16 protein-coding genes and 1 riboswitch are annotated in these 19,180 nt (G+C 69.3%); of the genes, 6 read left to right on the plus strand and 10 right to left on the minus strand.

Annotation, left to right across the window (positions count from 1 at the left end; translation table 11 throughout):
* Positions 1 to 2: 2 nt before the first annotated feature.
* Genes ABZX37_RS16075 through ABZX37_RS16085 form a run of 3 tightly spaced genes read right to left on the minus strand, consistent with a single transcriptional unit; the run spans position 3 to position 3,690 of the window.
* Positions 3 to 1,010, minus strand: a complete 1,008-nt coding sequence (locus tag ABZX37_RS16075; protein WP_354740094.1) for an ABC transporter ATP-binding protein — start codon at positions 1,008 to 1,010, stop codon at positions 3 to 5.
* A complete protein-coding gene (locus tag ABZX37_RS16080) occupies positions 1,010 to 2,647 on the minus strand; it encodes an iron ABC transporter permease (protein ID WP_354740096.1) in 1,638 nt (545 codons plus the stop codon). Before ABZX37_RS16080 ends, ABZX37_RS16075 begins: the two co-directional genes overlap by 1 nt.
* Complete coding sequence (locus ABZX37_RS16085; protein ID WP_354740358.1) at positions 2,623 to 3,690, minus strand: thiamine ABC transporter substrate-binding protein; 1,068 nt, start codon at positions 3,688 to 3,690, stop codon at positions 2,623 to 2,625. The genes ABZX37_RS16080 and ABZX37_RS16085 overlap by 25 nt, the downstream gene beginning before the upstream one ends.
* Positions 3,691 to 3,721: 31 nt before the next feature.
* Positions 3,722 to 3,833: riboswitch (TPP riboswitch) on the minus strand.
* Between the two features lie 24 nt (positions 3,834 to 3,857).
* Between ABZX37_RS16085 and ABZX37_RS16090 the strand changes: the two genes are divergently transcribed.
* Positions 3,858 to 4,148, plus strand: coding sequence for a 4a-hydroxytetrahydrobiopterin dehydratase (locus ABZX37_RS16090; protein ID WP_354740098.1), 291 nt, complete (start codon positions 3,858 to 3,860; stop codon positions 4,146 to 4,148).
* 371 nt (positions 4,149 to 4,519) lie between these two features.
* Here the strand turns inward: ABZX37_RS16090 and ABZX37_RS16095 are convergent, their stop codons facing one another.
* From ABZX37_RS16095 to ABZX37_RS16105, 3 genes are all read right to left on the minus strand, one after another.
* Positions 4,520 to 4,945, minus strand: coding sequence for a DUF3592 domain-containing protein (locus ABZX37_RS16095; protein ID WP_354740100.1), 426 nt, complete (start codon positions 4,943 to 4,945; stop codon positions 4,520 to 4,522).
* Positions 4,946 to 5,009: 64 nt separating this feature from the next.
* Positions 5,010 to 5,672, minus strand: coding sequence for a hypothetical protein (locus ABZX37_RS16100; RefSeq protein WP_354740102.1), 663 nt, complete (start codon positions 5,670 to 5,672; stop codon positions 5,010 to 5,012).
* Positions 5,673 to 5,796: 124 nt separating this feature from the next.
* The gene (locus ABZX37_RS16105) at positions 5,797 to 6,774 is read right to left on the minus strand and encodes a DJ-1/PfpI family protein (RefSeq protein ID WP_354740104.1); all 978 of its coding nucleotides are present in this window, start codon (positions 6,772 to 6,774) and stop codon (positions 5,797 to 5,799) included.
* A 103-nt stretch (positions 6,775 to 6,877) separates the two neighbouring features.
* On the opposite strand from ABZX37_RS16105, the gene ABZX37_RS16110 reads away from it, so the two are divergent.
* Entirely contained in the window at positions 6,878 to 7,468 is a 591-nt protein-coding gene (locus tag ABZX37_RS16110) for a cysteine hydrolase family protein (protein WP_354740106.1), read from the plus strand.
* A 42-nt stretch (positions 7,469 to 7,510) separates the two neighbouring features.
* Here the strand turns inward: ABZX37_RS16110 and ABZX37_RS16115 are convergent, their stop codons facing one another.
* Both ABZX37_RS16115 and ychF read right to left on the minus strand, forming a co-directional pair.
* A complete protein-coding gene (locus ABZX37_RS16115) occupies positions 7,511 to 8,074 on the minus strand; it encodes a hypothetical protein (protein ID WP_354740108.1) in 564 nt (187 codons plus the stop codon).
* 121 nt (positions 8,075 to 8,195) lie between these two features.
* The gene (gene ychF / locus ABZX37_RS16120; RefSeq protein ID WP_354740110.1) at positions 8,196 to 9,278 is read right to left on the minus strand and encodes a redox-regulated ATPase YchF; all 1,083 of its coding nucleotides are present in this window, start codon (positions 9,276 to 9,278) and stop codon (positions 8,196 to 8,198) included.
* A gap of 114 nt (positions 9,279 to 9,392) precedes the next feature.
* Between ychF and ABZX37_RS16125 the strand changes: the two genes are divergently transcribed.
* Positions 9,393 to 10,802: an AlkA N-terminal domain-containing protein gene (locus ABZX37_RS16125; RefSeq protein ID WP_354740112.1), complete on the plus strand. Its 1,410-nt coding sequence runs from the start codon at positions 9,393 to 9,395 to the stop codon at positions 10,800 to 10,802.
* Positions 10,803 to 10,815: 13 nt separating this feature from the next.
* Positions 10,816 to 11,319 (plus strand): methylated-DNA--[protein]-cysteine S-methyltransferase, encoded by a 504-nt coding sequence (locus ABZX37_RS16130; RefSeq protein WP_354740114.1) that lies wholly within the window; start codon positions 10,816 to 10,818, stop codon positions 11,317 to 11,319.
* Positions 11,320 to 11,916: 597 nt separating this feature from the next.
* Here ABZX37_RS16130 and ABZX37_RS16135 read toward each other — a convergent pair.
* Complete coding sequence (locus ABZX37_RS16135) at positions 11,917 to 14,880, minus strand: SMC family ATPase (RefSeq protein WP_354740116.1); 2,964 nt, start codon at positions 14,878 to 14,880, stop codon at positions 11,917 to 11,919.
* Positions 14,877 to 16,031 (minus strand): exonuclease SbcCD subunit D, encoded by a 1,155-nt coding sequence (locus tag ABZX37_RS16140; RefSeq protein WP_354740118.1) that lies wholly within the window; start codon positions 16,029 to 16,031, stop codon positions 14,877 to 14,879. The genes ABZX37_RS16135 and ABZX37_RS16140 overlap by 4 nt, the downstream gene beginning before the upstream one ends.
* A 229-nt stretch (positions 16,032 to 16,260) precedes the next feature.
* Between ABZX37_RS16140 and rmuC the strand changes: the two genes are divergently transcribed.
* Both rmuC and ABZX37_RS16150 read left to right on the plus strand, forming a co-directional pair.
* Positions 16,261 to 17,175 carry a DNA recombination protein RmuC gene (gene rmuC / locus ABZX37_RS16145; RefSeq protein ID WP_344286210.1) on the plus strand — a complete coding sequence of 305 codons (915 nt, stop codon included), beginning with the start codon at positions 16,261 to 16,263 and terminating at the stop codon, positions 17,173 to 17,175.
* A 955-nt stretch (positions 17,176 to 18,130) separates the two neighbouring features.
* Entirely contained in the window at positions 18,131 to 19,021 is an 891-nt protein-coding gene (locus ABZX37_RS16150; protein WP_354740120.1) for a DUF6542 domain-containing protein, read from the plus strand.
* Positions 19,022 to 19,180: the final 159 nt, after the last annotated feature.

A 19,180-nucleotide genomic window follows, 5' to 3' on the forward strand; every position in this document is an offset into this window, starting at 1 on the left:
GTTCAGCCCACCACGGCGATCCCGTCCGGATCCGGCTCGAGCCGGACGGGGTCGCCGGCCCGGTAGTCCGCCCCGGCCGGGGCGATCGCGTCCACAGTGGACTCTCCGCAGCGGACGACCAGCCGCAGATGCTCTCGCCGATGCACCGCGGCGGTCACTTCGCCGAGTACACCCTCTTTGGCGCCTTTCAAGCCGTGCGGACGCAGTCCGAGCCTTACCGGGCCGTCGTCCACTCCCGTGATTTCGACAGTGCCCAGCTCGGTCCGCACCACGCCGTCGGCCGCGGTGCCGTCCAGGAACGTGGTGACGCCAAGGAATCGCGCCACGTCGTCGTCCACCGGCTTGTTCCACACCGACCGGACCGCGCCCTCCTGCCGGATTTCCCCGGCGTCGAGCACTGCCACGCGATCGGCGAGCGTGAACGCTTCCTCCTGATCGTGCGTCACGAGCAGCGCGGTGATCTTGCTGCGCCGCAACAGATCCGCCAGGTCGATGGCCAGCTGCTCGCGGAGTCCAGCGTCCAATCCGGACAGTGGCTCGTCCAGCAGCAGCAAACGCGGTTCCGGAGCCAGCGCGCGAGCCAACGCGACGCGCTGCGCCTGTCCGCCGGACAGCTCGGTCACCCGTCGCCGTTCGTAGCCCTCTAGGCCGACCAGCTTGAGCAGTTCCTCGACGCGCGCCGCGTGCCGTTCTCGAGGCACGCCGTGCATCCGCAGGCCGAACGCGATGTTCGCGGCGACGTCGCGATGCGGAAAGAGCTGTCCGTCCTGGAACACCAGACCGAATTCGCGCTTGTGCACCGGCACCGCGGCGAGATCGGTGCCGTCCCAGGACACCGAACCGGACGACACCGGCTCCAGCCCGGTGATCGCGCGCAGCAACGTCGACTTGCCTGAACCGGACGGGCCCAGCAACGCGAGCACCTCGCCGTCGGCGATGTCCAGCTTCGCGTCGCGGACCGCGGCGAACGATCCATAGTGGACAGTCAAGTCCCGTACCGTGAGCGCCATCAGAACTCCCCGACCGTGCTGCGGCCGCGGACCGAGCCGAACCGGTCGATCAGCGCCACCGCCACCACAGTCACCACCATGAGCAGGGCGCACGCGGCGTACGCCATCTGGTTGTTCAACTCCCCCGGCCTGCTGATCAGCGTCGCGACGGCCACCGGGAGCGTCGGCGCGTCCGGCCGGGCGAGGAAGCTGGTCGCGCCGAACTCGCCGAGCGCGACGACGTACCCGAAGCCCGCCGCGGCCACCACCGACCGCGCGACCAGCGGAAAGTCGATCTCCCGCCACACCCGCGCCGGGCTCGCGCCGAGCGTCGCGGCGGCCTGGCGCAACCGGACGTCCACCGCGCGCAGCACCGGCAGGATCATCCGCACCACCAGCGGCATGATCACCAGCGCTTGAGCGAACGGCACGAGCAGCGGCGACGTGCGGAGGTCGCCGGGCAACGCGTCGAGCGTCACCAGGTAGCCGAAGCCAACGGTCACCGCAGACACGCCCAACGGCAGCATCAACGCGACGTCCATGGTTTCGCCCATCCCGCGCGCGAGCCCTCCCGGCGAACGGCGGAGCGCCACCAGCACCACACTCGCGACCAGACCGACAGCCATCGCCAGCAGCGTCGCATCAGTGGCCGCGGCGAGCGAGTTCTGCGCCGCGATCCAGCCGGAAACCTGCAGTGCGTCGTTCTGCCCAACCGTGTTCAGCGCGCGGTATCCGGCAAGGCTCCATCCGTCCGAAGTGGACACCGACTCCAGGAGCAGCGAGACGATCGGTGTCAGCAACAGGCCGAGCACCACGACCGCGGCGCCGACCGTCCACCACTCTGCTCCGCGCGGCCGACGCGCGGTGACCTGCGCGGACCGCAGCTTCACCGCGTTCTCTCGCTTCCGACGCGCCATCGCCCCCAGCACCAGCGCAGCGACGACGGCCGCGAACTGGATCAACGACAACGCAGCCGCACCGGAGAGGTCGAGCAGGTCGACTGTCCGGAGGTAAATCTCGGTCTCGAGCGTCCGGTAGCTACCGCCGCCGAGAATCAGCACCACGCCGAAACTGGTAGCGCAGAACAGAAACACCACCGCAGCAGCAGACGCGATGGCCGGGCCGAGCGCAGGAAGCGTCACCGACCGGAACGCCCGCCACGGCGACGCACCGAGCGCCCGCGCGGCCTCGGTCGCTCGCGGATCGAGATGCGCCCACAGCCCGGCGACCGTGCGCGCGACGACGGCGACGTTGAAGAACGCGTTGGCCAGCACGAGCGGAAGCACGCCACCGTCCGGCCAGATCGCCCGGAAAGCCAGGCCGACAACAACCGTCGGCAGCACGAACGGAACCAGCACGATCGTCCGCGCCAATCCGACGCCCGGCAGCCGGACCCTCGCCAGCAGGTACGCCACCGGCAGCCCGGCGAGCACCGCGACCACCGTCGACGCGGCCGCGCTGGCCAGCGTGAACCCGGCGAGCCGCCACGTCTGCGGGTCGCCGAGCACGGTGTCGACGCCGCCCGCCGAGAACCCCCGGCCGACGATCGCGACGACCGGCCAGGCGAAGAACACCACCAGGAACGCGACCGGCAGCAAGCCGAGCAGCGTGAGCCCGAGGGTGCGCGCGGGGATCACGCGCCCATGAGCGAGCGCCATTCCCCGATCCACTTCTCCCGGCCAGCCTGCACCTTGTCCGCGGGCATGGTGGCCGGCGTCTGCGGCTGCGGCGCCGCGGTGGCCCAGCCCGCGGGCAGTTCGACGCCCTGACGCGCCGGGTAGACGTACATGTTGGCCGCGACCGTCGTCTGGAACTGCTGCGACAGCAGGAAGTCGACGACCTTCTGGGCCTGCGGGACCTGCTTGCCGTTGGTGAGCACGCCCGCGTACTCGACCTGGCGGAAGCAGGTGTCGAGCAGGGCCTTGGTGCGCGGCTTGCCGTCCTCGCCGACCTCAGCGGCCGGCGACGAGGCGTAGGACACGACGATCGGCCGCGGGCCCTTGCCCGACGAGCCGGAGAAGTCCTTGGTGTAGGCCTCCTCCCAGCCGCTGACGGTCTTGAGGCCGTTGTCCTTCAGCTTCTGCCAGTAGCCCTGCCAGCCGTTCTCGCCGTACTTCGCGACCGTGCCGAGCAGGAAAGCCAGCCCCGGCGACGCGGTGGCCGGGCTTTCCGCGACGGTCAGGTCCTTGTACTTGGGGTCGGCGAGGTCGTCGTAGGTCTTCGGCTCCGGGAGGCCCTTGCTCGCGAAGTAGGCCGGGTCGATGTTGACGCACACGTCGCCGAGGTCGACCGCCGCCAGCCGGTGCTGCGGGTCGACGGAGTAACGCTGCGGACCGCGGTCGGCCTCCGGGCTGGTGTAGGGCTGGAAGACGCCCTCGCTGAGCGCGCGCGAGGCGAAGGTGTTGTCGACGCCGTACGCGACGTCGCCGATCGGGCTGCCCTTGGTGAGCACGAGCTTGTTCGTGAGCGCGCCGGCGTCGCCGGACTTGAGGATCTTGAGCTTGATCCCGGACTGGCGCTGGAAAGCGTCGAGCACGTCCTGCGGAGCGGCGAACGAATCGTGCGTGACCAGCGTGACGGTCGGAGTCTGCTGGTCAGAGCTCGCGGACGACCCGCCGGAGTCGCCGCTGGAGAGCGAGCAGGCGCTGGCGAGCACCGAGACCCCTGCGAGACAGGCCACCGTGCGGACGGTCCGCGACATCATTCTTCCCCTCCTGCACTGCGCCGGATGAGGGAGAGCGATACGGCCTCCCTACGCCGGCATGATCCGGATCCAGGTGCGAACGGTCGCGGGTGCGAGGCCCGCCTCTCAGCCCGGCGTACCGGACTCCCGTGGCAATGCCGCAGCGTAGCCGACACCATGGAGTGATGACTCAGCTATTGAACGACTCGGCGGTGGACCAGGCCCTCGGCACCGTCCCGGAGTGGCGGCGCGAGGACGACACCATCGTGCGGACAGTCGAACTTTCGTCCTTCCCGGCGGCGATCGAGGTGGTGGACCGGGTGGCCGTGCTCGCCGAGGAGGCCGACCACCATCCCGACATCGACATCCGCTGGCGCACGCTGACCTTCCGCCTCAGCACCCACTACCTGGGCGGCCTGACCGAACGCGATTTCGCACTCGCCAGGCGGATCGACGAGGTGCTGGCGGCCCGCTGACCAGGTGTGACGTCCGCAACCCTGGCATAACGACCGGCCCCCTCGCGCGTCTCCCGGACAGACGCGACGGAAGGAGCCGGGATGGTCCAGGCACTCGTGGTAGGGATGGGTTCGTTCGGCCTGATGGTGGCCGCCGCGGGCGGGGTGCTGTGGCACACCGCGCGCAACCGGCGTGACCTTGATCACAAGCGGTAACAGTGAGCTAGATCAAGGCGCTATCCCAGCGGTAATCATCGGCACTCGCCCCGCTAGGACCCGCCATGAACAGCACAACCGCCCAGCTCACCGCCGCACAGCGCACGTGGGTCGCGGTGTTCTCGACCGCTGTCGTCCTGTTGTCGATGATTGTGCTCGGCCTGCTCGGCTGAGCATTACGGCAGCGGGAACATCCGGATGAACCAGAACATGGCGAACCCGATGAGCCCGAGCACGACCGACGCGCAGCCGATCACCCGCATCCCGGTCGGCCCCTCGGGGACCGATTCGGCCGGATCCTCCGGGTTCACCGCCACCTGAAGCGCCGCCCTCTCCCCCGGCGAGTTGTCACTGACGGTCTCGGAAAGGCCCTGATAGACGTGTCCGTCAGGGCCGCGGTACTCGTACCGCGGGTAGTAGAGCGACGCGCCGTCGTCGTCGGCCCCTCGCCGCTTTCTCTCGTACCCGGTCACCACGGCCTGAGCCTTCGGCCACGTCGCCAACGCCACCTTGCGCCGCCGGGCTTTCCTCGCCTGCACCACGACGCTGACCACGAGGGCGATCATGAGCGCGCCCCAGATGGCATAAAGAACGATCCGCACCGGGGCATCTTCGCCGGGCGAGCGGCACGAGAGGGACGTTTCGCCGGAGATGCCCCCGCGTGGGTCAGGTCACCGCGTCCCCGGGCGGTAACGCCGGGACTCTCCGATGCCACCTCGCGTGCTCGACCCAGCCCGGCGGCAGCCACTGCCCGGTGACGAGCTGCGGATGCCGGGGATGCACTGCGTTCGCCCACAGCACGAAGAGCAGTTCGGCCCACTCCGACTGGAACAACCAGGACACCGGGCCGGTCTGGCTGTTCCCCGTCACGTGCACGACCGCCGGGGAGACCACCGCCGCGCCGGTGATCGCCTCCCAGTGCCACGAAAGCACCCGCGGCGTGTAGAGGTGAAAGCCGTGCGCGCTCAGATAGAGCGCGCCTCGCTCGATCGGCACCCAACGCGGAACCGCCGCCGCGGCCGCCTGTTGCCGGGCCCGCGACCGGGCGATCGCCCCGCCCACCAGCGAACCGGCCACGAGCCCGACCCCCAGCGCCCCCGTCCCGAACACGAACGGCGTCGACACGCTCCAGCTCCCGTCCCCGAGCGCCCGGAAATCCGAGACGACAACCGACCCGGTGGCCAAGAACCGTTCACCGGGCACGTTCCGTCCGGGAAACGGCGCGAGCACTTCCTCGACCTGGCCAAGATCGGCATTGTCCGCCATCAAGCCCGCCAGGTAGCAGGTGTAGCTCAGCACGTCGTCGCGATAGGTCCATGGCGGTGCCATCGGAGACGGCTGCTCTTTCGCCATTCAAACCCCCTCGCTGAATGAGGAGGCGATCCTAGCGAAAGCCCGGACCGCTATTCGGCCGGGGAAATATTCTGCCGCGTGGAATATTCCACCGTTTCCACTACCCGATCCGGAACCGCTCCCGATATTCGTTGGGCGTCGTCTTTAATGTCCGCCGAAAAGACCGATTCAACGTCGAAACAGTGCCGAATCCGCAAGCCCCAGCGATCCGCGACAAGGTTTCGTCAGTCGTCTCCAGCCGATGCCGCGCCGCCTCGACCCGCGCGTGCTCGACGTAGGCGGCGGGCGTCATCCCCAGCTCCGCCTTGAAAACCCGCGTGATCTGCCGATCCGTCACATGGGCATGCGCGGCGAGATCGGCGACCGTCAACGGATCCGCCAGATGTGCGGCGATGTGGTGCCGCAACTCATCCACGCGCCGAGTCGCGGACGCGGGTTCCAACGACACGCTGAACTGACTCTGTCCACCCGGCCGCCGCAAAAACATCACCAGCTGACGAGCCACCCTCGACGCTAATTCCGGACCGAAATCGTCGGCCACCAACGCCAGCGCAAGATCAAGACAAGCGCTCAGCCCAGCCCCGGTCCACACGCTGCCGTCGCGAATAAAGATCGGATCCGCGTCGACAGTCACCTCCGGATGCTCCGCGGCCAACTGCCGAGCCGTCGACCAGTGCGTGGTGGCGCGCTTGCCGTCGAGCAGTCCCGCCGCCGCGAGGATGTGCGCTCCGACGCAGACGGACGCCACCCGACGCGTCCGCCCAGCCAGCCGCCGCACCTCCGCGACCACCGCCGGGTCACATCGCGCGACGATCTCCCCGTTCTCCCCGGCCGTCACGGCCCCCGGTACGATCAGCGTGTCGATCGCCTTCCCGGACAACTCCGCGAAGGTCACGTCCGGCAACACCCGCACCCCCGCAGAGGTGGTCACCGGGTCCATCGTCCCGGCCGCGAGCACCACCCGATACCCCGTCGGCTGGTCCATTTCCCGCTGCAGCAAGGAAAACACCTCAGCGGGCCCGGTCACGTCGAGCAGGTCGATCCGATCGAACAGGACGACGACCAGCAGCCGCTTCATCGCACTCCTCATGTCGGTTTCTGCGTCTTGCATGTCATTGCCGACATCCGCTGTCGAGTCTAGCGTCGATCGTGCGAACCGGAAACGAGAGGAAACCCCCACCATGGCAAGGAAAACGCTGCGGGAGCTGAACGGTCTCGACCAGACCCCGGCGACACTGGCCGACGCGACGCTGATCATGGTCGACTACCAGAACACCTACACCCGCGGCGTGATGGAACTGGACGGCTGGCGTCCGGCGCTGACCGCGGCTCAAGACTTGCTCGCCAAGGCCCGCGCCGCCGGAACGACCGTGATCCACGTAATCAACGACGGCGGCGAAGGCACACCGTACGACATCCGCGCCGAGATCGGCAGCATCCACCCGGACGTCGCCCCGCTCGAGGACGAGGCGGTCGTCGTTAAGGGCGCGCCGAACTCGTTCGTGAACACCGACCTGGGCTCGCTGGTTGACGAGGCCGGGCACAAGAACGTGGTGATCGCCGGGTTCATGACCAACATGTGCGTCACGTTCACCACCGAGGGTGCCTTCCTGCGCGGCAACCACCCGACCGTCGTCGCCAATGCCTGCGCTACCCGGCCGTTGCTGGCTCCGGCTGGGGAGGTTAGTGCTGAGCAGCTGCATAACAGCGCTTTGGCGACTATCGGAGATCTTTACGGCGTGGTTGTGCCGAGCGTCGCTGAGCTGAACTGAACGTTGGTCGCGGCCTCGGCAGGTCCGCCGTCCTGCCGAGGCTCAAAAATCGATGAACCCCGCAACAACCTCGCGCACAATCCCGTCGGATCCCGGGGTGCCATAGAAGTAGACCGACCCGTATCCCCAGAGGTACTCGTCGATGACGTCCTCGAGTTCCCCGTCGACCGGCCAGCCCTCTTCGTTGACCTGAAACAGAAACTGATGGCCATCGGCACGCACGGCGTCGGCGTAGCTGGGTTCGTTCTGGATCAGGACCGGCTCGTCCGCGATCCGGACCAGCGCGATCGAGTCTTCCTCGTCCGGCATCTCGACGAGCGCCGCCGAACGAAGCCCGGTCCATCCCAGATCGGTCCGCTCGCCGCGGGGTGAGGGCGCGTGCACCAGAGCGCGCATCGCCATGTCCGGGTATTCGAGGTCGCTGTCGCCGATGCTGAATCCGTTGCGCAGCAGGACCGAAATCTCGCTGTCGGGCGCTGTGGGGATAGTCAGCAAATAGCGGTGTGTCTCGAGAAGCGGATGCGCCTCAATCGCCACCGGCGGCGCACCACCGAGGCGACCCCCGTCCTCGCGATCCGGCAAGGACGGGGTGAAGAGCACGGGCATAGGCGGATCATACGAACTAGGACCGACAAATTGGCTTGCCGCCGCGTTCCGGACGGATTTCACCGTGCTCCGGCTTCCCCGGCAATCGGTCGAAGACCGGGGAAGCCAGCCGCGAAACCGGTCAGACGTTGAAGCGGAACTCCACGACGTCGCCGTCCGCCATCACGTAGTCCTTGCCTTCCATGCGGACCTTGCCCGCCGAGCGCGCGGCCGCCATCGAGCCCGCGTCGACGAGGTCCGCGAACGACACGATCTCCGCCTTGATGAAGCCGCGCTCGAAGTCCGTGTGGATGACGCCCGCGGCCTGCGGGGCGGTCGCGCCCTGCGGGATCGTCCAGGCGCGGGATTCCTTCGGGCCTGCCGTGAGGTAGGTCTGCAGGCCGAGCGTGTGGAAACCGGCGCGGGCCAGGGCGTTCAGGCCCGGCTCCAGCTGGCCGACGGACTCCAGCAGCTCGCGCACGGACTCCTCGTCGTCCAGCTCCAGCAGCTCGGCTTCGACCTTCGCATCGAGGAACACCGCGTCCGCCGGCGCGACGAGCTTCGCCAGCTCCTCGCGGCGCGCGTCGTCGGTAAGAACGGCCTCGTCGGCGTTGAAGACGTACAGGAACGGCTTCGTGGTGAGCAGGCTCAGCTCGCGCAGCGCCTCGCCGTCGATGTCCTTCTGCGCCTGGAACAGCGTGCGCCCGGAGTCGAGGATTTCCTTGGCCTTCTGGGCGTTTTCGAGCGCCGGCCGCGCTTCCTTCTTGGTGCGCGCCTCTTTCTCCAGCCGCGGCAGCGCCTTCTCGAGCGTCTGCAGGTCGGCGAGGATCAGCTCGGTGTTGATCGTCTCGATGTCGGACATCGGGTCGATCCGGCCGTCGACGTGCACGACATCCGGGTCGTCGAACACGCGGATGACCTGGCAGATCGCGTTGGCCTCGCGGATGTTCGCGAGGAACTTGTTGCCGAGCCCCGCGCCCTCGGACGCGCCCTTCACGATGCCCGCGATGTCCACAAAGGACACCACGGCGGGCACGGTCTTCTCCGACGAGAAGATCTCGGCCAGCTGGTCCAGCCGCGGGTCCGGCAGCGGCACGACGCCGACGTTGGGCTCGATCGTGGCGAACGGGTAGTTCGCGGCGAGCACGTCGTTGCGCGTCAGCGCGTTGAACAGGGTGGACTTGCCGACGTTGGGCAGGCCGACGATACCGAGGGTGAGACTCACGGCCGGTAAGTCTACGTGCTCGGCGAAGACCCCCGCCGACCCGGTGAGCGCGGCCGCAACGTCGTGTCGGTTTTCCGCCAGTCAGAGCTCTCACCTGCTGGCATCATCGAAGGCATGGCTACCTCGACCATCCCGATCTGGCGCGACACCGAGCGCTGCTACCGCGCGGTGACCGCCCGCGACCAGCGGTTCGATGGCCAGTTCATCATGGCTGTGCGCACCACGGGCATCTACTGCCGCCCGTCCTGTCCGGCGCTCACGCCGAAGGAGCAGAACGTCCGCTTCTACCCGACGTCGGCAGCCGCGCAGGCCGGTGGTTTCCGCGCGTGCCGCCGTTGCCTCCCGGACGCAGTCCCGGGCTCGCCGGACTGGAACGTACGCGCCGACCTGGCCGCCCGCGCAATGCGGTTGATCTCGGACGGCTTGGTCGAGCGTGAGGGTGTGCCCGGCTTGGCCCGTCAACTTGGCTACTCGGAACGCCAGCTCGGCCGCGTGTTGACAGCTGAGCTTGGCGCGGGCCCGATCCGCCTAGCCCGAGCACACCGCGCCCACTCAGCGCGGTTGCTGATCGAGATGTCGCAGTTGCCGCTCACCGACGTCGCGTTCGCGGCCGGGTTCTCCAGCATCCGGCAGTTCAACGAGACGATCCGCGAGGTGTTCGCGACGACTCCGTCGCAGCTCAGAGCAGCTTCGCTCCGCCGCGGAAACCGCAACGAACCAAGCGGCGCGACGCGGCTCAGCCTTCGCCTGCCGTTCCGCGCCCCGTTCGACGCGGCGGGCGTGCTGAATTACCACGCTTCACGGGCGTTGCCAGGCATCGAAGCCGTCTCGGACGACGGCTACGGCCGCACCTTGCGCCTGCCACACGGCCCGGCGTCGGTGTGGGTCAGCCCGCGCGCTGGCTATGTGCAGTGCGACCTGGCGCTCTCCGACCTGCGCGACTTGAGCAGCGCCGTCAGTCGAGTACGGCGGCTGCTGGACCTGGACGCCGACCCGGAAGCCGTCACCCGCGTGCTCTCCGCCGACGAGGCGCTGGCCCCGCTGGTCGCCGCCACCCCGGGAATCCGCGTGCCAGGCGCCGTCGACGGCCCGGAGGTCCTGCTCCGCGCCTTGCTTGGCGAGGACGTGGTCGACGTGGTCCGGCTTGGCGAGCCAGTCCCGCCCGCCGACCCGCCGATGGACACTCTGACAACCCTCTTCCCGACCCCGTCCGCCATCGCCGCGGCCGACGTAAAACCGCTGGTCAAACAGGTCGCCGCCGCGATCGTCGCCGGTGAACTCGACCCGCACGTGGGCCGCGACGCCGACGAACTGCGCACCGAAATGCTCACGGCCGGCGTCGATCCGGCCACCGCCGACTACGTCGTGATGCGGCTGCTCGGCGCCCCCGACGTCCTGCTGGCCGCAGACCCGGCCGTCCGCCGCGGCGCGGCCGAGCTGGGCATCGACCTGACGACGTCCGCACGCGGCTGGCAGCCGTGGAGTTCGTACGCCAGCCGGTATCTCAGTTCCCGAATCGCTTGAGGAGACTTTTCCCGTGCACACCGCCTTCTGGTCCACTTTGGACACCAAGATCGGCCCGTTCACCGCAGTGGTGGCAGGCGACGGAGCCGTACTGGCCTCCGGCTGGACCGGCGACGTCGCCGAACTGACGCCGCTCATCTCGCCGTCGCTGGCCCCGACGACCCTGACCGAACGCCGCGACCTTGGCCCCGTGACCGCCGCGATCCGCCGCTACCACGGCGGTGATGTCGACGCCGTCGCCGACATCGAGGTACGGCAGCGCTCAGGCCCGTTCCGCGAGCACGCGTGGGAGATGCTGCGCAAAGTCCCGGCAGGCAGCCCGGTGAGCTACGCGGAGTACGCCACCCTCTCGGGCAACCCCTCCGCAGTCCGCGCGGCAGCAACCGCCTGTGCCCGCAACGCAGCGGCCCTGTTCGTGCCTTGCCACCGCGTGGTGAGGACCGGCGGAGCGATCGGCAACTTCCGCTGGGGCGTGAACGCCAAGCGGTGGCTTCTGCACCACGAAGAATCCGCCTGACGGTTTGCGCGGCGGCGGAGTCGGGATTGGCCGGACCAAGGTGGCGGGCTTTGCAGAGAGCAACCGGGCGCAGTCGGCGAGCCTGGCTGGCCGAGGGAAGCGGCTGAGCCGAGGCGACGAGCGCGGCGGAGCTGGCTGGGCCACGCTGGTACGCGTTACCGAGCCCAACTGGGTCGCGGCAGCGCGCGTAGCCGGGTGGCTGAGCTGACGCGGCAACCGTGGCGGAGCTGGCTGGGCCCGTTATCCAACGGCCGCCAGTCTCCGCCAAGGGCACTCAGCTCGGCTCACCACTTCAGTAGCGGCCCCCGGCGGCCCTCAGCGACCAGCCAGCCGCCACCGCGTCGTCGCCCGCTTCCGGGCCAAGCCCGTCCGGCCGCGCAGCTAGCTCAGCTCCAGCCGCACCGGCCAGCCGCTCAGCCAGCCCGCTTCCAGTTACGCCGCTTGCCTGCTCTGCCAGCCCACTTCCGGCTATGCCACTTGCCTGTCTTGCCAGCCCACTTCCGACCAAGCCGCCAGCCAGGTCAGTTCCAGCCAAGCCATCCGCAGCCCGGCGCAGGAGCCCCAGCCGTCACCCGGCGCGGGACCCACCTGGTCTTATCAAGCCATCTGCAGCTCCACTCTCGAACCGGTGCGGGACTTCCGCACTCGCAGCCGCGTGGGGATGCGCTGGCGGAGTTCCTCTACGTGCGACACCAGACCCACCACGCGGCCGCCGGCGCGGAGTTCGTCGAGGATGTTCATCACCACGTCCAGCGTTTCGGCGTCCAGGGTGCCGAAACCCTCGTCCACGAAGAGGGTGTCGAGCAGCGCACCACCGGTTTCTCCTGCCACCACGTCGGCTAGGCCCAACGCCAGCGAGAGCGACGCGAGGAACGACTCGCCGCCCGACAGTGTCTTCGCTGGGCGCACCGCGCCGGAGTAGTCGTCCAGCACGTCGAGGCCGAGGCCGCCCCTCGTGCCGCGTGCACCGGCCGCGTCCGAGTGCACGAAGGAGTAGCGGCCCTGACTCATGGTCCGCAGTCGCGCGGTCGCCGCGAGTGCGACCTCTTCCAGCCGGGCAGCCAGGACATACGAACGCAACGACATCTTCCGCGCGTTCTGCCCTCGACCATTGACCACTTCGGACAGCGCCCGAAGTTCGGCCTGATCCTCTTCCAACGGCCTCAGCTCCGACAGCGCCGTGCCAAGCCGTCCAGCCAGCTTCACCAGTTCGCGGTGCTGTGCCGAAACCGCTTGCTGCGCGGCAAAAGCGGTATCCGCACGAGTCCGTGTTTCCTTCGCCCGTTCGGCCAACGGCGCGACCTCGACCGCATCGTCCGGCGAGATCCCGAACAGTTCCGGTTGCGCGAGCATCTCCCGCGCACCGGCGGCCATCGCTTCCGCCTCCACAAGGCCCTGCTCAAGCTTCGTGACCTGCTCGTCGCTGCGGACGGCGGCGCGCATTTCCTCAAGGGTCGAGAACCCCTTGGCATGCAACGAGATCTCGACCAGATCCCGCTGTTCCGCGAGCCGGGACTCCGCTCCGGACACCGCGGTGTGCGCCTCCGCTGCCTGATCGAGCGCTCCGGCGAACGTGAGCAGGTGCTGCCGTCGGGCGGGGACGTCCGGGAATTCTCCCCTGCCCGCGATCAGCCGCTGTTCGCGCTCGGCCATCCGCTCGGCCAAAGCCCGGATCTCGCTGTTCGCCTCGGTGACCGTCTGCTCGGCGAGACGCCGCTGTGCCGTCAGTTGCTCGACACCGCGCTCCAGTTCGGCGACCTTTCCGTTCAGCTGGTCTTTGCGCTGCGCCTTTCCGGAGAGTTCCGCGACGACCGTGCGGGCTTCGGCCAGCACGGTCGCGATCTCCTCCGCAGTGCGTCCGTCCAGCCGCTCCCGCAAGGAGACGACCCGAGCCTTCGCCTCTTCCAACGCGGACACCACTCGCTGGCGCAACGCCGACGCCTTCTGCTCGGCTTCTTCGGCAGCGCGTTCTTCGGCCGCGTCAACCAACGGCGCGTCATGGTTCGCCGGTGCCGGATGTTCGGCCGACCCGCACACCGGACACGCCGTTCCATCGGCCAGGCCAGCAGCCAACTCGGCTGCCATGCCGTCGAGACGCCGTTCGCGGAGGTCGAGCCGACGTTGCCGAGCCGTCTGGTGCTCGTCCACCACTTCGCGCAGTTTCGCTTCGCCACGCTCGACCCTGGCTTCAGCTGGCGGCAGCTCCTCAGCCGCACGAGTGAGCGCCGTCAGCTCGTCGACGCGGGATTTGGCACCGTCCAGCTTCGCCGCCGCTTCTCCGGCCACAGTCGCTTCGGTACGCGCAGCGGCGATGAGTCCGGGCAACTTGTCCAGCCGCTCCGCAAGCCCGGCAACCTGCTCGGCGGCTTTCTTCGCGACTTTTTGCCGCTCCGCACTGCGTTGCTCGTCGCTCTTCTGCTGGGTCGCCTCCGCGGCCAACTCGGCGAGAGCGCCCGCTTCCTCGCGAACGGAGCCCGCGCGCTCGCGAAGGTCGGCGACAGCGAGCCCGACCGCATCGAAACCGAGGTCGGCGAGGTCCCGGATCCGATCCGCCACCAGCACTTGCGCGTCGCCGAGTTCGGCCGTGCGCCGGTCCATCAACTCGGCCTCGGGCACCACTGCGGCGGCGCGCCGAGCTGCCGCGATCTCTTCCGTCCACTCGGCACGTTCAGTCGCCTGCTCGGCGATCTGCGTCAGCCGGGTGTGCGCGGTGCGGACCCGGCGGATCTTGTCCGCGTCTTCTTCCGCCTCGCGAAGCGCGACCTCAGCGGACTTCGCCGCCGAACGTGCTTGCGCTGCCTCGGTTTCCGCCGCCTCGGCCCGGGCGGCGATCTCGGTCAGGACAGCCTCGACCCACTCCGGCTGCCCCTCCTCCGGCGGTTCCTGCTGCGCTTCCTGCGCGTAGCGGGCGAGCAGCTCACGGACGTCTTGCTGCCGCTTTTCCAGCGCACGGCCGCGTTCCGCGCGAAGATCCGCGAACCAGCGCTCGACGTCGGAGAACCGCTCGGTGCCGAAAAGCCGTTCCAGCAGCTTCTCGCGCTCCGTGGTGTCGCTGCGGAGGAACTTCGCGAATTCTCCTTGCGGCAGCAGCACAACCTGGAAGAACTGCGCCGCCGTCATGCCCAGCAGCCGCTCGACGGTGCGCGCCACCTCGTCGATGCGGATGCTTCCGTCCGGCGGCAGCCCGGCAGGCGGTTCGCCGACCCAGGTGAGCGAGACCCGCGCCTGCTGCGTGGTGAATCCGTCGCCGCGTTTCTTCGGCCGCTGGTATTCCGGGCCGCGCACGATCCGCAGCCGCTGACCCTGCACGGTCAGCTCCAGCACGACTTCAGTCTGCCGATCGCGTTCGGCGAGATCGCACCGCAACCGCTTGACGTCGCCGCGCGCGCCTGGAACCACGCCGAACAACGCGAACGCGATCGCGTCGAGCAGCGTGGTCTTGCCCGCGCCGGTGTCGCCGTGGAGAAGGAACAGACCGTCGGCGCCGAGGGCGTCGAAGTCCACCACCTCTCGACCCGCGTAGGGGCCGAAGGCTTCCACCTCCAGCAGATGCAGTCTCACAGCTTCTCCACCGCCGTCCGGTTCGCTGCTTCGAGCGCCAGGTGCACCAGCCGCTCCTCGCGTTCGGTCGGCGGGGCACCGCGGCAGTCGTCGAGAAAACTGCGCGCGATTTCGATGTCGCTGCGCCCGCGCACGGCCTCGGCGTACTTCAGTTCGGTGCCGGCGGCCCCGCCGTCTGGCCGCCAATCCATGTGCACCGCATAGGGAAAGCGGTCCTGCAGCAACCGCATCGCATCGATCGGACGGACTCGATCAGTGACGGTGACCGAGAGGAAGTGCTCGCGCCATTGCTCGTGTTCCGGGTCCTCCAGCAAAGCGGCGAGTTCGCCGGAGAGGGTTGCGAGAGGACGCGGCACCGGCAGCTCGTGCCGGCAGACCTCGGCGAGACCGTTCGCGTCGAGATCCACAAACCACACCGATTTCCGTTGCCGCGCTTCGGAAAACGAGTACGCCAGCGGACTTCCGGAGTACCGGAGGTGTTCCGCGAGCGTCTGCGGACCGTGCAGGTGGCCGAGCGCGACATAGTCCACGCCGTCGAACACCGAGCCGGGAACCTGCTCGACGCCGCCGACCGCGATGGTGCGCTCCGATTCGCTGGCCTCGCCGCCGGTGACGAAAGCGTGTGCCAGCACTATGGATCGCGTTCCCGGACGACTGGCCAGGTCGTCGCGCACCCGCCGCATCGCCTCGCCGAGCACGCCGGTGTGGCCGCGCGCCTCCGGCACGCCCAGCGCGTGCCGCGACGGCTCGGGTTCGAGATACGGGATGCCGTAGAACGCGACCGCGCCGTGTTCGTCGTGCAGCACAACGGGTTCCGCGATGCCTTCGACGGTCGCGCGGACGTGCAGCCCGCCCGCCGCCGCGAATTCGGCGAACGCGCCGAGCCGCGCGGCCGAATCGTGGTTGCCCGGCGTGATCACGAGTTCCGCGCCGGCCCGGCGGATGCGGGTCATCGCGGCCGTGGCGACGCGGACAGCTTCGGCGGACGGCACCGCTCGGTCGTAAATGTCACCGGCCACCACCACGACGTCGACCGACTCGCGGTCGACGAGTTCGGCGATGTGCGTGAGGGCGGCCTCCTGTTCGGTAAGCAGATCGGCGCCGTGGAACGTGCGGCCGATGTGCCAATCAGAGGTATGGAGGACTCTCACGGCGACCACGTTAGGAGCAGACCCCGACGAAATCCCGTAGGCACGCCGTTGCCCCACTCGAACGTGTGTACGAAGCCGATCAGGTCCACGGGGGACACGCCCAGCACCGAATCTGCAAAGTCGCAGGTCAGCTACGCAGCGCGACCGTGGGTGCCGGTTTTTGTCGGTGGGGTCCGCCATGATGTCTCGCGTCCGGACACCCGACGGACCCGACGGAGAGGAGGACCGGGTGGAGACGGTGATCACCACCGCGGCCATCGTGCTCGCGCTGCTCCTGTGCGTCGCGGTCGTCGTGCTTTGGCGGCTGTACAACGACGGAATGCGCCGTGCCGACGCGGCCGCGCGGCTCGTGGCGGCGGAGCGCGCGAAAGGCGACCAGCAGCAACTCGCGCTGCGCCGGTACGAGGTGGCGTTCGCGTCGATCCACGGCCGCGGCGAGCTCGGCGAACAGGTGCTCGTGGAAACCGCGCGCGCACTCGGGCTGCGGGAGGGACTGCACTTCACCCTGCAGACCGATCTGGGCGGCGGCGGAAGCGCGAAGCCCGACCTGGTGCTGAATGTCGGCGGCGGCCGAGCGGTACCAGTCGACGCGAAGGCGAGCATGGCCATCTGGGCGGAGGCGGTCGAGACCGACGACCCGGAAGAACGGCTCGACGCGTTGCGCGTCCACGTCCGGCAGTTGCGCTCCCGCGCGGCGGAGCTGGCGGGCAAGGGCTACCAGCGCTGGGCGGACGCGATCTACGGCACCGTCATGTTCGTCCCGTCCGACGCGGCCGTGGTCGCCGCTCTCGACACCGATCCCGAACTGCTGCGCTGGCTGATCGACCGCCGCGTATTCCTGTGCGGCCCCACGGGATTCGGGGTGCTCGCGTCGGCGGCGCTGTTCGCCGCCAGCGACCGGGCGCTCGTCGAGGACGTCGAGCAAGTCCGCGCGGGCGCCGCCGCCGCACACCGGGCCGCGGGCAATGCGGTCGAAGCGCTGAACCTGTCCACAACGCACCTTCAGCGCTTTGTTTCGGCCCGACGCCGGGAACTCGAGGCATTGGAGTCGTTCCGCGCGACGGTCGCGCCGCTCACCGACGCGTCGGGCAGTCCGGCACCGGTGCCGCAGCTTCGGAAGGGAGACGAGGTGGCAGCTGGTTGAGGTTGCGGCGCGACGGCCGCGGGCTCGACAGTCGCGATCGGACGATCGGCGGCGTGCTCTCGCGGGATGCGACTGACAACGTGGCTTGGCGGGCGCGAGCGTGGCGGCACGTTCCCGACGGCGCGACGTTCGGCAGGCACGGCCCGCCAGGTCGCTCCTAGGCAGACACAGTCCGGCTGCTTGGCCTTCTTTATGCGCGGGCATGCCTAGGCAGTCGCTTCTGCCGAACGAGCGTCCGCAGCGCGATCCGGTGGGGCGACCTGGCGGAGCGAGCTCGGCAGCGGTACCGCCGGGAGTCCTGACTCCACTCGGCTCGGGCGTTGCCGTGAGCGGTGGCGCATCGCGGTGACGCTGCAGGCGTCCAAGCTGAGCTGAGCGACGTCCCTGCGAGCGGGCAGTCCGCGATCACGCGTCGGCGGCCGAGTCGACGGGTTGGGCCGTGGTTTTGGTCCGCAGCTGTCGGCGGCTTGCCGCGGCTCCCGGCGGGTGCTGCGACGCACGTCGGACGGGCGAGTGCCGGAGTCCGGATTGCCCAGAACGAACGGCGAAGTCCAGGTTGGACTCTGCCGTCGCGGCGAGCGAAAGGGCAGGGTTGCGACGTCGCGCGGGCAGGATCCGGAGGCTCAGGCGGTTCGCGGGAACGTCAATTCCCGGTCAAGTTCCAGAACGGCGAATGTTCCGGAACGGGACCGGCGGCGCCGCCGTTGCCGGGGTCGGCCGGTGGCATAGCCTGGGCCCAGCGCAGGGCCGGGAATCGGGCAGTCAGACCATACCGTCGGTATCACCGCTGGTCAGAGGTCTGGTCCACGGGTTCCCCGTCCGGCGGAGCGGGGCGGGCAAGCCGTACCGCGAGTACCGCTCGACCGAACGAAATGTCATGCGGTCGAGTGGCTGCTTCGTGCTGTCCTCGGCAGTGCCAACAAGATCGTGACAAGTACGGGCTACGGTGTGCCTCGTGACCGCGATACGCGATCGCCAGAGCGATCCCGATGCCGATGACGCCCCCGTGCCGTGGGACGAGCGTCTCGTCGTCGGCACGAGGCGCGGCCTGCCCTGGTGGGCGGCTGTGCTCGTGGGCTTCGGCTTGGCAGTGCTCGGCGCCATCATCGACGAGAAGTCCACCGGCAGCCTCGGTTTTGTTTTCAAGGCGGGCTACTTCCTCGGGGCCGTGATCGCGGTCGGCGCGGTGCAAAGACGCGGGCTGTTCGGTCCGATGGTGCAGCCGCCGCTGGTGCTCGCCGTCACCGTGCCGGGCGTGGTGCTGCTGACCGGCGGGGGTTCGGAGGCCAGCGACACCCTGTCGAAGCTCCTCAACATCGGGCAGCCGCTGATCAAGGGCTTCCCGACGATGGCGGTCACCACCGGCGTCACGTTGCTGTTCGGCTTCTTCCGGATCTATCGCGAACGCGACCCGGACGCGCCCGTCAAGATCAAGGACGGCAAGCTGCCGCGCAACCGGGACGAGGACGACGACAAAGCCGCGAGCCGTCCGCGCTCGCGGCCTCCAGCCGGACGCACCGGGCAGACGCCGCCTCCGGGCAACCGTCGCCGTCCGCCGCGGGATCTCGACGCACCGCCGCCGCGACGTCCGCGTCCGCCGTCCGACCCGGGGGCCCGTCCTCGGCGCGAGCCGATGGACCCGAACGCTCCGCGCGGTGGCCGCAAGCCGCCGCCAGAGGGTCGTCGTCCCCGGCCGCCGGAAGGGGATCCACGCCGTCGTGATCCGCGGGGCGACGCACCGCCGCCGCGTCGTCGGCCGCGCGGGGACGAACCGCCGCCCGGGCGTCCGCGTCCGCCTCGCCGGGAACCGCCGCGCCGCCAGCGTCCTTGGGACGACGAGGGCTGAGCCAGCGCGGAATTCTCGCGCCAGGCGCGGTCACGGTCCGCGGCTAGACACAGGCAAACGACAAAGGCCGCCGATCCCTTAACCGGGATCGGCGGCCTTTTCGTTGTGGTGCAAAGAAATCTCTAGCCTCAGATCGGCAGCTGCGCGGGCCCTGACGGC

Source organism: Amycolatopsis sp. NPDC004079, assembly GCF_040610415.1.
Lineage (GTDB): Bacteria > Actinomycetota > Actinomycetes > Mycobacteriales > Pseudonocardiaceae > Amycolatopsis > Amycolatopsis halotolerans.

Excerpts from the sequence above, each read along its gene's own strand:
- ABZX37_RS16075 (WP_354740094.1), bottom strand. The coding sequence starts at position 1,010 with ATGGCGCTCACGGTACGGGACTTGACTGTCCACTATGGATCGTTCGCC.
- ABZX37_RS16080 (WP_354740096.1), bottom strand. The coding sequence starts at position 2,647 with ATGGCGCTCGCTCATGGGCGCGTGATCCCCGCGCGCACCCTCGGGCTC.
- ABZX37_RS16085 (WP_354740358.1), bottom strand. The coding sequence starts at position 3,690 with ATGTCGCGGACCGTCCGCACGGTGGCCTGTCTCGCAGGGGTCTCGGTG.
- ABZX37_RS16090 (WP_354740098.1), top strand. The coding sequence starts at position 3,858 with ATGACTCAGCTATTGAACGACTCGGCGGTGGACCAGGCCCTCGGCACC.
- ABZX37_RS16100 (WP_354740102.1), bottom strand. The coding sequence starts at position 5,672 with ATGGCACCGCCATGGACCTATCGCGACGACGTGCTGAGCTACACCTGC.
- ABZX37_RS16105 (WP_354740104.1), bottom strand. The coding sequence starts at position 6,774 with ATGAAGCGGCTGCTGGTCGTCGTCCTGTTCGATCGGATCGACCTGCTC.
- ABZX37_RS16110 (WP_354740106.1), top strand. The coding sequence starts at position 6,878 with ATGGCAAGGAAAACGCTGCGGGAGCTGAACGGTCTCGACCAGACCCCG.
- ABZX37_RS16115 (WP_354740108.1), bottom strand. The coding sequence starts at position 8,074 with ATGCCCGTGCTCTTCACCCCGTCCTTGCCGGATCGCGAGGACGGGGGT.
- ABZX37_RS16125 (WP_354740112.1), top strand. The coding sequence starts at position 9,393 with ATGGCTACCTCGACCATCCCGATCTGGCGCGACACCGAGCGCTGCTAC.